This window comes from Luteibacter flocculans (genome assembly GCF_023612255.1).
GTDB classification, from domain to species: Bacteria; Pseudomonadota; Gammaproteobacteria; order Xanthomonadales; family Rhodanobacteraceae; genus Luteibacter; species Luteibacter flocculans.
This window is the reverse complement of record NZ_CP063231.1, coordinates 501,595-514,385: the sequence shown is the minus strand read 5'-3', so window position 1 is coordinate 514,385 and position 12,791 is coordinate 501,595. Positions and strand designations below refer to the sequence as shown.

Below are 12,791 nucleotides of genomic sequence, written 5' to 3'. Positions count from 1 at the left end.
GACCGGCTTACTTCTTGCCGGCGTTGTCGGGTTGGGTAGCGCCCTGGGCACCACCGGACTTGTTGTCGCTCGGCGAACCGTTCACCAGGAACTTGCCGATCAGGTCTTCCAGTTGCAGCGCGGATTGCGTCAGCACGAAGCTGTCGCCGTCCGCCAGGTATTCCGGCGACCCGCCGGGCTGGACCGCAACATACTGGCTACCGATCAAACCGCTTGTGAATACGGCAGCGGACGAGTCATCCGGTATCTGGGAGTAGCGCTTGTCGATCGCAAGGGTGACCGTAGCTTGGGAACTGCCCGGCTTGATGAGCACGGACTCGACGCTGCCGATCGGCACGCCGGCCATCTTCACCGCCGCGCCAGGCTGCAGGCCGCCGATGTTGGTGAAGTCGGCCGTCACGTGAAAGGTGCCGCCCAGGCGGTCCGGGGCGCTGCCGCCACCGAAGAACTTGCCGAGCATTTCTTCCAACTGCTGGGCCGGGCGGGTCAGGCCGATCTCTCCGCCTTCTTTCACCGGGGTCTTCGAGCGGCCGAACTGGATGCCCACGTACTGGTCGCCCAGCAGGCCACTGGTATAGATCGTGGCGACGGAGTCGTCCGGAATGTCCTTGTGCCGATCGTCGATGGCAAGAGTGACCTTGGCCTCTTCCTTGCCGGGCACGAGGTCGATCGCCTGGACCGAACCGATGCGGACACCGGCGACCTTCACCGGGGCGCGCGTCTTCAACTGGCCGACGTTCGCGAAATGCGTTTCCACCTCGTAGGTGGACCCCTGTGTCGTGTTGGCGACCGAGGTGGTCTGGGTGGCGAGGTACGCCAGGGCAGCGAAACCGAGCACGATGAACAGGCCGGTGCCGACGGCGTAGGAGCGTCTCTGGGTCACGGCACGATCCTCGAATGGGCGATGGGGGAAAGAAGAGTCATGGCGGTCTCGGGCTCCTCAGATCAGGAACGAGGTGAGGACGAAGTCCAGCGCCAGGATGGCGATGGAGGAGGCCACCACCGTGCGCGTCGTCGCATACGCGACGCCTTCGCTGGTGGGCGGCGTGGTATAGCCCTGGAACACCGCGATCAACGAGACCACGATGCCGAAGGCGAAGGACTTGAGCAGCACGCCGTTGACGATGTCCTTGTGGACGTCGACCGAGGCGGTCATGTTCGACCAGAAGGTGCCGTTGTCGATGCCAAGCCAGGTCACGCCGACCAGATGGCCGCCGAACACGCCCATGGCGCAGAACACGACTCCAAGCAACGGAAGGGCAATGACACCCGCAAGAAAACGCGGCGCGGCAACGTAGGCGATCGGATCGACGGCCATCATTTCCATGGCGTCGAGCTGATCCGTCGCACGCATCAGGCCGATCTCTGCCGTGACCGAAGTGCCGGCGCGGCCGGCGAAAAGCAGTGCGGTGACCACGGGCCCCAGTTCGCGATAGATCGCAATCGCGACGACCGTGCCAGTGGCGGACGTGCCGCCGAAGATCGACAGCACGTCGTACAACTGCAACCCGAGCACCATGCCGACGAACAGGCCGCAGGTCATCACGATGGTGAGGCTCATCGCACCGACGAACCATATCTGCCGTAGCGTCTCGCGGCCGTAGCGCAGGCTCCGCGGAATCGCGGCGAGGATCGTGAGCAGAAAGATTCCGCATGCGCCGATCTGCGCCAGGCTGCGAACGACGACGTTGTCGTTCCTGGTGCTCATGCCTTGCCTCCGGAAAAACCGAGCGCGCTGGCGTAATCGCCAGCGGGGTACTGGAACGGAACGGGACCGTCGGCCTCGCCACCGAAGAATTGCGCCGTCCAAGGTGAGCCGTCGCTGGCGAGCGTGGCCGGATCGCCCTGCGCCACGACCTTGCCATTGGCGATCAGGTAGACGTGGTCGGCCACCTTTTGCACGGCCGCCAGCTCGTGAGCGACGAGCACGCTGGTGATGCCCAGTGTCTCGTTCAAGGTGCGGATCAGCAGCAGCACCTGATTCAGTGCAATGGGGTCGAGCCCGACGAACGGTTCGTCGTAAAGAATGAGCGCCGGATCGAACACGATCGCCCGGGCCAACGCCACGCGTCGCGCCATGCCACCCGACAGCTCGGTGGCCATCAGTCGCGCCGCACCGCGCAGGCCTACGGCCTGCAGCTTGTTCAGCACGATATTGCGAATGAGCTCTTCGGGCAGCCGGGTGTGCTGGCGTAGCGGGAAGGCCACGTTCTCGAACACGTCGAAATCGGTAAGCAGCGCGGAATTCTGGAACAGGTAACCGATCCGTTCGCGCAGCACGAAAAGGCGCTCGCGCGACAGCGCGGGCACGTTCTCGCCGTCGACCTCGATGCTGCCGGCATCGCCGCGCATCTGCCCGGTGATGTGCTTCAGCAGCGTGGTCTTGCCGGTGCCGCTGGGGCCCATGATCGCGGTGATCTTGCCGCGCGGGATGTCCATGTCGAGGTTGTCGAAGATGGTCTTGCCGTTGAGGACCGTGGTCAGTCCGCGCACGCGGACGATGGCGTCGTCGGTCATGGTGCAAGCAACTCCTCGATCAGCGATTCGTGGCGACGGGCCGCGAGCGGCGCCCGCTGGCGTACCGCGCGGACGATCGACCGGAGGTCGCTCAACGCGTCCTCGAACCGGTCGTTGACGATGATGTAGTCGAACTCATGCGCGTGGGCGATTTCCTCGCGCGAATTGAACAGGCGGCGCTCGATCACTTCCGGTGCGTCGGAACCGCGGCCACGCAGGCGGCGCTCCAGTTCCACGCGCGAAGGCGGCAGGATGAACACGCTGACGCAATCGGGCTTGCCCTTGCGCACCTGGCGCGCGCCCTGCCAGTCGATCTCCAGGAGCACATCGCGCCCCTCGGCCAGCTTGCCCTCGACCACGGTGCGGGAGGTGCCGTACAGGTTGCCGTGGACCTCGGCGTGCTCGAGGAAGATGCCATCCGCAATTTCCCGCTCGAAGTCGGGACGTTCCACGAAGAAATAGTGCCGGCCGTACTGCTCGCCCACGCGTGGCGGTCGCGTGGTGTGTGAGATCGAGAGCGAGATATCCGGCTCGCATTCCAGCAGGGCGTTGACCAGCGTGGACTTGCCGGCGCCGGACGGTGCGGCCACCACGAACAGGGTGCCTTCGATCATCCGCGGGTCTCTGCGTGAGGGTTCATGGCTCGCTTCCAGTGGCACCGGGCGCCGAACGGGTCGGCATCGGCACGTATCCTGTTGTGCAAAAGGGGATTGTAACGGTTTTCAGCCGTCGGCCACCTTTCGCGGTACCGAGGCACGCTGTAGGAGGGTGCCGTTCCTGGCTGCCGCGCGGATATATCGGCGACAGCCCGAGACCGGCAAGAGGCCCCAGACCATTCGCATGCCTGGGCAATGCGAGCTCGCCAGTGGGAGCCAGCCTGCTGGCGATGGGTGCTTGCCGGTGATGGGTGCTTGCCTCATGGCCACGCCGCTTCGTTGGCTTTTCGCCAGCAGGCTGGCTCCCACCGGTGCCCTGATTTCGCCAGCAGGCTTGCTGCCACCTATGGGGTGGCTCATACCTAGGGTCGACTAAGGCCGTGCGGCCGCTACTCCGGCCGCTTGTAGACCACGCCACCTTTCATGACGAAGCTCACGCGAGCAAGCGTGCCGATGTCCTCGGTCGGGTTGCCCGGCACGGCGATGATGTCGGCATCGAGGCCGGGGCGGAGCTGGCCGATGCGGTCCTGCTGACGGAGCACCTTCGCGTCCACCGCGGTGGCGGCGAGCAGGGCTTGGGCGGGGCGCATGCCGTCACGCACCATCCACTCCAGTTCCTTGTAGTTGCTGCCATGGGCGAACACGCCCACGTCGCTGCCGTTGCCGATCGTCACACCCGCATCGAGCGCGCGCTTGAACGCCTGCGCAGACTTCTGAATCGCCTCGGTGGGCGGTTGACCAGGCTTCCAGCCACCGAAATATTCGGCATACGCGGCACTCGCCTCCAGCGTGGGCATGTAGGCGACACCGTGCTTCTTCATCAGCGCAAAGACCTCGGGCGTACCGCCGTAGCCGTGCTCAATCGTGTCGACGCCAGCGAGCACGGAGCGGCGCATGCCTTCCGCCGTACTCGAATGCACGGCCACCGGCAGACCGAGCGAATGCGCCATGTCGACGCCCGCTTTCAGCTCCTCCTCGGTGAAGGTCGGCACCGAACCCTTGCTCTTGCCGCAGTGGTAATCGGCGTAGATCTTGATCCAGTCCGCGCCATGCGCCGCCTGGTCGCGCACGGCGTCGATCATCTGCGCGGTACCGCTGACGGGGATGCCGCCCTGCGGCAGATCGAGATCCTCGCGAAATCCCAGTGGCCCCGGCCCATAGCAATGCGCGGCAATGGTGGCGCGTGTGGCGACAAAGAGATGCGGCCCCGGGATCACGCCCTGGTCGATCGCACGCTGCACGTCCACGTCGGCGTAGCCGGCGCCTTCGGTGCCAAGATCGCGCAGCGCGGTGAAGCCGCTCATCAGCGTGTCGCGCGCATGCTTCACCGCTTCCACGGTGCGGAACGCGAGCGTCTCCTTCAACACCTGGTCGTTCCAAGGCGTCTCATTGTACGGATGCAAAAAAATATGCGAATGCGCGTCGATGAGACCGGGCAGCAAAGTCGTGCCGGGCAACGCGATCGTCTGTGCATCGGCGGGAACGGACACGCTCGACGCAGGCCCCACGTCGGCGATCTTGTCGCCTCGCACGAGCACCACCCATCCTTCGTGCGTGTGCTCATCGCGCGCATCGAAGACACGGTCGGGCTTGAGCAGTACCGGCGCGCTTGCCTGCGGCGCGACGGCGGCGAGACTATGCAAGGACACGAGAAGCAAGGCGAGCACAGCCCAGCGCATGGCACGTCGAGTCACGGCGAAGCTCCCCTGGGCGGAAAGCGCCATATGACCGCAAGGGCCACGCGAATTCAACACGCAGGCCGAGTGACGGCTTCGATCGCCCCCGCGGACAACGTCACGGCACGTCCGGGTGATAGCTGCGCTCCACGTGCCCCTTCAACTCCTCGGGCCAGAAGTACACCTCGCGCAGATTACCGGTGGTATAGCGCTCGGCTTCGTCGTTGAAGTGCTTCGAGGCGGGATCACCGCTTTCGCCACCGGCGGTGATGGCGCGCGCATGCACCTTGTCACCGAACTCCACCACCGCTACGAAGCTGTTGCCGCTCGTGCCGTAGTAGCGTTTCGTGCCTGGCCAGCGGTGCGCGCCGAACGACGCCAAAGAGCCCCAGCGTGACGAGGTAAAGGGCACCGGGATGCTGGGCTTCGCGTCGTCGAACGCTTGCTTGATGGCGCCGTCCACGCGCTGGAAACGATTCACCTCGCCCCATGGCACGCCCCAACTGCCGAAGTCCTGCTCTAGGCGATCGGCGGCTTCGGCCAGCGCGTCGAGACGCGCGGTCGGGCCGGCCTTCTCCGCCATCACGTCGTAGATCGAGAGCCCTTCCGCCGTGTCGAGCTTGCTGGCCTTATCCCAGAGGATGTCGCCCCAGAACACGGCCAGCGAAGTCGGCATCGAGGTGATACCCCAGCGGTAGTCCCACCCTCGAAGCAGCGCGATGGGGCCGGCGAGGCGACGCTTTCGCGAATCGCTCGCTGGCAGCGCGTCGTAATCCGCGATGAGGATCGGCAGTTGGCGCGCGAACGCAGGAAGATACGGATCGAATGCGGCATCGATGAGCGACGCGAGCGTGAAATCGCGACGCCCCGTAAGCACCCGCGTGGCATGCAGGCCGCGCGGATTTTCCCCCACGGTATCCATGTAACGCGGGTAATCCGCCTGTTTCGGGCTGTCCGGTCCCGCCGCCGAATACGGCCAGTCGTTCGTGTTGAAGATCCATCCCGTCGGCGGATTGAGCAGATGCGGCGCCTTGTCCAGCGGTAACAGACCTTGCCAGTCGGTCGCGGGATCGCCGCCGTCCACGGGTTTCGTATAGTCGAAACGATCATTCCTCTTGGGAATGAACTGCGGATGCAGATACGCGATGTTGCCCTTGTCGTCGGCGTAGATCGTATTGTTCGACGAGTTGGCCTTGAATTCGGCGACTTTCATGTACGCCGCAAGATCGTTTGCTTTCGTACGCAGCCAGCTCTGTTGCAGCGCTGGCAGCGGCGTGTTCATCAGCGCCACGGCGATCCACTTGCCGCCTTCGTTGCGAACCACCGGACCATGATGTGTGGCGTAGACCGTGAAGCGGCGTTCGACCCGCGATCCGTCCGCCTGGCGAACGGCGAGAGAAATCTCTCGCGTCGTCACCGGTCGCAACGCATCGCCGTAGCGATAGAACAGTTTGCCGCCCTTGCGCTGGATGGTTTCTGCAAATTCGTCGACGACGTCCGCCCCTGTGGACGTATGCATCCAGCCGATGTGCTTGTTGAAGCCCTGGTAGATGAAGAATTGACCCCAGGTCACGGCACCATAGGCATCCAGCCCTTCGTCGCTCGACATCTGCAGTTCTGAGCGGAAGAAGAACGAGGTGTGCGGATTGATCAGCAGCAGCGCGTGCCCGTTGGCCGTCAGTTTCGGCGCAATGGCGATGCCGTTCGACCCACTGGGCTCGGCCCAGCTCGACGGCGGCACGAACTGCGCCAGCGCACCGGCAGGATCGTTGCCATAGAACGCCTGCAGATCCTTGGTCGACACGCGCTCGATGTCACCGCCGATACTGCCTTCGCTGAAGCTCAACGCCATCCACGGCTCGAAGTGCGTGATGACCCGCGGATGCACTTCGGGATGCGCCGCGAGATAGGCGTTCAGACCGTCGGCCCACGCATCCATCAGCGCCTTGAGCCACGACGGGCTGCGCGCGTAGTCGGCTTTCAGGATCGCGGGATCGATGAAGAGCCTTTGCCGCAGGTCTTGCCACAGCGCTGACTCCCCTTCCGCTTCCGCCAGGCGCCCCAGCGACGTGAGGTAGTTCGTCTCGATGCGATTGAAATCGTCCTCGGCCTGCGCATACGCCATGCCGAACACCGCGTCGGCGTCACGCTTGCCACGCACGTGGGCGATGCCCCAGTCGTCGCGCACGATGGTGACGGCGGCAGCCTCTCGTTTCCAGCGCTGCGCATCGGGGTCGCTCGCCCTCGCGGATGGCGCCAGGGCAATGGCAAGAAGACATGCAGCGAACAACATCGGTCGGCGAGACGTCATCGCGATACCACCCCCCTGAGAGTCGAACGCGATGCTAGCCCGCTTCATGCGTGGCGGGTCAAGTGGCGAAGGATTCACATGGCGCGTCGGATCAACGCGTGCAGACGCTCGCAGGCCTCGGCAAGCTGAGCCTCGTCCGCGGTCGCGACGCCGAGCAACAGCCCGCGCGCGGCTGGGGTGCCCTCCGCGAACCAGCGCGAGAGCGGCTCCGGCGCGATGCCATGGCGTCGCGCTTCTTCGGCGATCGCCGCGTCGGGCGTGTGATCAGGGAGCCGGAGAATCGCCGCCAGACCGCCGAGCTGCACGTCATAGCCCCTCGCTTCCCACGCGGCCCGCAGCGCTTCGCCTCGCGCGGCGTAGATGCGCTTCATGCGACGCAGATGGCGCATGTAATGGCCTTCGCGCATGAAACGCGCCACCGCGTGCTGCACGGCGGGGCCAGGCGAGGAACCCAGGCACATCACCATGTCGTTGAAGCGATCCACCAGGGCCGGCGGTGCCACGATGAAGCCGAGGCGCAGCGTCGGACTCAGCGTCTTGCTGAAGGATCCGATGTGGATGACCCGGCCGTGCCTGTCGCGCGCCGCCAGCGCGGGTGCCGCGCGTCGCCGTAGCTGCAACTCACCCAGGTAATCGTCCTCGACGATCCACGCGTTCGTGCGCGCGGCCCATTCAATGAGTGCGATGCGCCGCTCCAGCGACAAGGTCGCGCCCAGCGGCGCCTGTTGCCCCGGGGTGACCAGTGCCAGCGCCGCGTCGGGTGCCTGCGCGATCGCGTGCGCGACGTCCATGCCCTCGGCGTCCACGGGCACCGGCACCGGAGCCAAGCCGGCGAGTTCGAGCGCGCGACGGCTCTGGAAGAAGCCGGGGTTTTCCATCCAGGCACTGCGGCCTTCCACGCCGAGCACGCGCACGACCAGGGCCAGCGCCCCGGTGAAACCCGCCGTGATGAACACCTGGGACGGACGACATTCGAGACCGCGGGCGAGGGCGAGATGGGCTGCGATCTCGCGCTTCAAGGCGGCTTCGCCGCGCGGGTCGGGATACGTCGCCGGCGCGGCGACTTCCATGCGCGCCGCGTGCGCGCGCAATCGCGCGAACAGCGTCGTCGGAAAGCAATCGGATGCCGGCACGCCCATCTGAAACATGGCCGGCGCGGTGAGCAGATGCCTGAATGCCTCTGGCGCGGTGTCGCTTTTCCCGTCGCGTGCGGAAGGACCGGTCAGCGGAGGGCGGGCGGCCACACGTGTGCCTCCTGGCGAGGACGAGACGATCATCTGGTCGTCCGCGAGCCGCTCGTAGGCTGCTTTCACCGTTCCTCGCGCCACGCCGAGTTGCGCTGCCAGCGCCAGCCACGACGGCAGGCGCGCGCCCGGCGCAAGCGCGCCGCTGCCGATGGCGGCGAGAACGCCAAGACGTATCTGCTCGGCAAGGGAGATCTTTGCCGAACGATCGAGCTTGAGATCCAGCAGGGAAGTCATGGCGTCATGGTACAGCCAAAAAATTGATTTCCGGTTCTTTTAGCTGGACCGAGGACGGCGGAAGATGCGGGCATTCCCAAGGAGCCACCCATGAAGATCGCGCGTTCCCTCGCCCTCCTGCTGGCCCTCGGCACGGCCGCCTCTGCCGAGATCGCCTCCGCTCACGCGCCAGGCGAAACGGTCAAACCGAATTTCTCACAGGCGCTTCCCAACGTCCCCGGCAAGTCGCTCATCGCGGTCGAAGTCACCTACGCCCCGGGTGCCGCCTCGACGCCGCACACGCATGCCAAGTCGGCCTTCATCTACGCCTATGTCGTGTCCGGCGAGATCGCCAGCCAGGTCGACGACGGACCCGAACGTATCTACAAGGCCGGCGAATCGTTCCACGAAGAACCCGGCGCCCACCACCGCGTCAGCCGCAACGCCAGCGCCACCCAGCCCGCGAAGCTGCTCGCCGTCTTCGTCGTCGACAGCGACGACACCCACCTCACCACCCCCGACGCATAGGTACCCACCATGTCCCCCCGTCTCGATTACACGAAGGTTTCCCCCGCCGGCGTCAAGGCGCTCGGCGGCGTCTACGGCCATGTCATGCAATCCGGGCTCGAAGCCGAGTTGGTCGATCTGGTCTATCTACGAACCAGCCAGATCAACGGCTGCGCCTACTGCCTCGACATGCATACGCGCGACCTCGTCAAGCGCGGCGTGCGTATCGAAAAGATCGCGCTGGTGCAGGCCTGGCAGGAAGGCGGTCCGCTGTTCACCGAGCGAGAAAAGGCGGCACTGGCCTGGGCGGAAACGGTGACCCAGGTCGCGCAGACGAATGTCCCCGATGCCGCTTACGACGCAGCGTCGGCGGTCTTCAGCGAAAAGGAACTGGTGGACCTCACCATCGCCATCGGCCTCATGAACATGTACAACCGCCTCGCCATCGCGTTCCGCAACACGCCCCAGGCGGTGCGCGAAGCGAACGCCTGATCGGGAGCGTCCGATGCCGCCCTGGGCACACGGAACCCAGGGCGATGCGTCAGCCGTGCGCCAGCGCGTAATCGATCGCGGCACGCACGGCAGCCACCTGCGCATCGTTGCACTGCTGCGGCGTGGCGCGCGGGCTATCCGGATAGACCTCGGTCGTGGTCGTGTAGCGCGCCTGCGTGATGCCGGCACAAAGACCGAGTTGACGCAGCGAATAGGCAATCACACCCGGCGCGATCTGCGCCGAACCGATGATCTCGCCCTTGGCATCCGGCGGCGCGATATGCGTCACCTTGGCGACGGCCTCGATCACGGCCTGCTGAAACGCAGGCTGCAGGTTTTCGGTGTCGTCGACGAGATAGAAACCGTCGGGCACCTCGCCCGGTTCGTAGACCTTGCCATCGCGCGCCGCAAGGGCGGGACGAAACTCGGACTCGTCCGTGTCGGTGGTCTCGTGCAGATCGATGTGCATAAGGACGCGACCGCGCAGCGGCGCGAGCAGCGCCACCAGCGCCGCCGCTTCGCCCGACGCACTACCCTCGCGAAAATTCCGGTTGGGATCGATCGCATCCGGGTTCCAACGGTGGATGCGCTCGTACGCCCAGGGACTCACGCACGGCACCACCAGCAGGTTGGCGCGACCCTGATAGTCACCGCCATGCTCGCGCAGGAACTGCAACGCGCCATGCACGCCACTGGTCTCGTAGCCATGCACGCCACCCGTCACCAACATGGTCGGCAACGCGTCATCCCAAGAACGCGTGCGCACCGCAAACAACGGGTAATGCTCAGCCGCGTAGTCCAGCGCACCGTAGCTCGTCACATCGAACGTATCGCGCAAAGCATTGATGGCGGACAGCACGTCCTGTGCGTAATCGCGCTGCTTCACCTGCCGCGCGCGCCAGGCAGCGATTTCCGCCTCGTCCCAGGGCTTGCCGGGCGTACCGATGGGATAGGCCGCCTGCGCGGTGGTGGTCTGCATGGGGAAGCTCCGTTATTCGATGTTCTGCACCTGCTCGCGCATCTGCTCGATCAGGACCTTGAGTTCGACGGCGGCGTTGGTGCTGCGTGAGTCCACGGATTTCGAACCCAGGGTGTTGGCCTCGCGGTTGAATTCCTGCATGAGGAAGTCGAGTCGGCGGCCGATGGGTTCCTTGAGCGCCAACACGCGGCGGGCTTCGGTGATGTGGGTGCTGAGGCGGTCGAGTTCTTCGTCCACGTCCATGCGGGTGATCTGCAGGACGAGTTCCTGTTCGAGGCGACCCGGGTCGGCGGGCTGGCGGATGTCCGCGAGGCGCGTTTCGAGGCGGGCGCGCAGGGCCGTGCGGATCTCGGGCATCCAGCTGCGGACATCGGCGACGATGCGTTCGATGCCGTCGAGGCGCTCGCTCAGCATCTCCCCCAGCTTGGCGCCTTCGCGGGCGCGCGTGTCGCCGAGCGCCGTGAGGGCTTGATCGAGCACGTCGAGCAAGGCGGCCTGCATGGCGTCGGCATCGGTCTCCGCCTGCTGGAGCACGCCGGGGAAGCGCAGCAGTTCGGTGAACTGGATGCTCATGCGCGGAAAGCGCTGCTCCATGTCCAGCGCCAGCTCGGAGAGGCGCGACAACACCGCGCCGTTCACCCGCAACCCCTCGCCCGAACCGGCCTCGGCGCGCAGCCGCACGGTGATGTCCACCTTGCCGCGTGACAGCCGTGTGGCAATGCGCTCGCGCAGGGCGCTCTCGAAGCTGCGCAGTTCATCGGGAAGGCGGGGGCTGATTTCCAGATAGCGGTGATTGACCGTGCGCAGTTCGCAGGTCAGCGTGCCGAAAGGTGCTGCCCGCTCGGCGGAAGCGTAGGCGGTCATGCTGCGGATCATCGGTTGCCTCACGTCACGCGCGTCGGGAAAGGGCGCAATGGTAAACTGACCCACCGTCCGCGCCCAAATCAGGCCCCTCATGACCTTCTCCCGCCCGAGCGGCCGCGCTGCCGACCAGTTGCGCGCCGTCAGCATCGAACGCCACTACACCCGCCATGCAGAAGGCTCCGTCCTGGTGTCCTTCGGCGATACCAAGGTGCTCTGCACCGCCTCCGTCGAGGAACGCGTGCCGCCGTGGCTGCGCGGCAAGGGCGAGGGCTGGGTCACCGCCGAGTACGGCATGCTGCCCCGCGCCACCACCGATCGCACGCAGCGCGAAGCCGCGCGCGGCGGCCAGGGTGGTCGCACCATGGAAATCCAGCGTCTCATCGGCCGCTCGCTGCGTGCCTGCGTGGATCGTGCCGCGCTGGGCGAGCGCGTCATCACCCTGGACTGCGACGTGATCCAGGCCGACGGCGGCACGCGCACCGCGGCCATCACCGGCGCCTATGTGGCGCTCGTGGATGCCGTGGCGACGCTCACCAAGCGCCAGGCGATCAAGCGCAATCCGATCATCGGCGCCATCGCCGCGGTCTCGGTCGGCATCTATAACGGTGTGCCCGTACTCGATCTCGACTACGCCGAAGACTCCAACTGCGACACGGACATGAACGTCGTGATGAACGACGGCGGCGGCTTCATCGAAGTGCAAGGCACGGCCGAGGGCCACGCCTTCCGCCGCGACGAAATGAACGCACTGCTCGACCTCGCAGCCAAGGGCATCGGCGAACTGGTCGAGGCACAGCGCGCCGCGCTGGAGATTGCGCCGTGAGCGACATCCGTCCGGCCACGCGCGACGACCTGGACGCCATCGTCGCCGTACACCGCGCCGCCTTCGGCCGGAACAACGAGGGCGACCTCGTGCGCCGACTCGTGGAAGCCGGTCGCGATGCGATCTCGCTCGTGGCGGTCGACGAGAACGACGGCGTGTTGGGGCACGTGCTGTTCTCGCCGGTCACGGTCGAACAAGGCGACGATGGCAAGGCACTGGGGCTCGCCCCGATCGCGGTCCTGCCGGAACACCAGCGCCAGGGCATCGGCCGTGAACTCATCGAGGAAGGCATTGGCGCCTGCTTCGTGCGCGACGCGCGAGCCATCTTCGTGCTCGGCTCGCCTGCGTACTACGCAGGCTTCGGTTTCGCGAAGGCCTCCGCGCATGGTCTGCATGACGCGTTCGAAGGTGGCAACGCCTTCCAGGTGTTGTCGCTGACCATCGACGGTCTCGCGGGTTATCAGGGGCGCGTGACTTACGCGCCCGAGTTCGCGGTGGGGCTGTAA

The 12,791-nt window shown here is 65.9% G+C and carries 13 protein-coding genes; 4 read left to right on the top strand and 9 right to left on the bottom strand.

Translation table 11 applies throughout. The features are described from left to right. Positions 1-7: 7 nt before the first annotated feature. The 7 genes from mlaD to pdxR all read right to left on the bottom strand — a co-directional run bounded on the left by mlaD (position 8) and on the right by pdxR (position 8,641). Positions 8-883 (bottom strand): outer membrane lipid asymmetry maintenance protein MlaD, encoded by an 876-nt coding sequence (mlaD, locus tag IM816_RS02230; protein ID WP_250339617.1) that lies wholly within the window; start codon positions 881-883, stop codon positions 8-10. 57 nt (positions 884-940) lie between these two features. Next, complete coding sequence (gene mlaE, locus IM816_RS02225; protein WP_250339616.1) at positions 941-1,708, bottom strand: lipid asymmetry maintenance ABC transporter permease subunit MlaE; 768 nt, start codon at positions 1,706-1,708, stop codon at positions 941-943. Continuing rightward, on the bottom strand, positions 1,705-2,517 hold the full coding sequence (locus tag IM816_RS02220; protein ID WP_072322498.1) for an ABC transporter ATP-binding protein: 813 nt from the start codon (positions 2,515-2,517) through the stop codon (positions 1,705-1,707). Before IM816_RS02220 ends, mlaE begins: the two co-directional genes overlap by 4 nt. Continuing rightward, positions 2,514-3,131: a guanylate kinase gene (gene gmk, locus IM816_RS02215; protein WP_250339615.1), complete on the bottom strand. Its 618-nt coding sequence runs from the start codon at positions 3,129-3,131 to the stop codon at positions 2,514-2,516. The genes IM816_RS02220 and gmk overlap by 4 nt, the downstream gene beginning before the upstream one ends. Positions 3,132-3,562: 431 nt before the next feature. Further along, entirely contained in the window at positions 3,563-4,867 is a 1,305-nt protein-coding gene (locus IM816_RS02210) for an amidohydrolase family protein (RefSeq protein ID WP_250339614.1), read from the bottom strand. Positions 4,868-4,967: 100 nt separating this feature from the next. After that, a complete protein-coding gene (locus IM816_RS02205; protein WP_250339613.1) occupies positions 4,968-7,160 on the bottom strand; it encodes a penicillin acylase family protein in 2,193 nt (730 codons plus the stop codon). A gap of 74 nt (positions 7,161-7,234) precedes the next feature. Then, positions 7,235-8,641 carry a MocR-like pyridoxine biosynthesis transcription factor PdxR gene (pdxR, locus tag IM816_RS02200; RefSeq protein ID WP_250339612.1) on the bottom strand — a complete coding sequence of 469 codons (1,407 nt, stop codon included), beginning with the start codon at positions 8,639-8,641 and terminating at the stop codon, positions 7,235-7,237. Between the two features lie 90 nt (positions 8,642-8,731). Here pdxR and IM816_RS02195 point away from each other — a divergent pair, with 90 nt between their 5' ends. Beyond that, positions 8,732-9,148, top strand: a complete 417-nt coding sequence (locus IM816_RS02195) for a cupin domain-containing protein (RefSeq protein WP_250339611.1) — start codon at positions 8,732-8,734, stop codon at positions 9,146-9,148. A 9-nt stretch (positions 9,149-9,157) separates the two neighbouring features. Next, positions 9,158-9,619: a carboxymuconolactone decarboxylase family protein gene (locus tag IM816_RS02190; RefSeq protein WP_250339610.1), complete on the top strand. Its 462-nt coding sequence runs from the start codon at positions 9,158-9,160 to the stop codon at positions 9,617-9,619. Positions 9,620-9,668: 49 nt separating this feature from the next. Here the strand turns inward: IM816_RS02190 and IM816_RS02185 are convergent, their stop codons facing one another. Together IM816_RS02185 and IM816_RS02180 are read right to left on the bottom strand one after the other, a co-directional pair. Then, positions 9,669-10,598: a M14 family metallopeptidase gene (locus IM816_RS02185; protein WP_250339609.1), complete on the bottom strand. Its 930-nt coding sequence runs from the start codon at positions 10,596-10,598 to the stop codon at positions 9,669-9,671. Between the two features lie 12 nt (positions 10,599-10,610). Then, positions 10,611-11,474, bottom strand: a complete 864-nt coding sequence (locus IM816_RS02180) for a YicC/YloC family endoribonuclease (protein WP_250340679.1) — start codon at positions 11,472-11,474, stop codon at positions 10,611-10,613. Between the two features lie 79 nt (positions 11,475-11,553). On the opposite strand from IM816_RS02180, the gene rph reads away from it, so the two are divergent. Next, complete coding sequence (gene rph, locus IM816_RS02175; RefSeq protein ID WP_250339608.1) at positions 11,554-12,285, top strand: ribonuclease PH; 732 nt, start codon at positions 11,554-11,556, stop codon at positions 12,283-12,285. Next, positions 12,282-12,791 (top strand): GNAT family N-acetyltransferase, encoded by a 510-nt coding sequence (locus IM816_RS02170; RefSeq protein ID WP_250339607.1) that lies wholly within the window; start codon positions 12,282-12,284, stop codon positions 12,789-12,791. The genes rph and IM816_RS02170 overlap by 4 nt, the downstream gene beginning before the upstream one ends.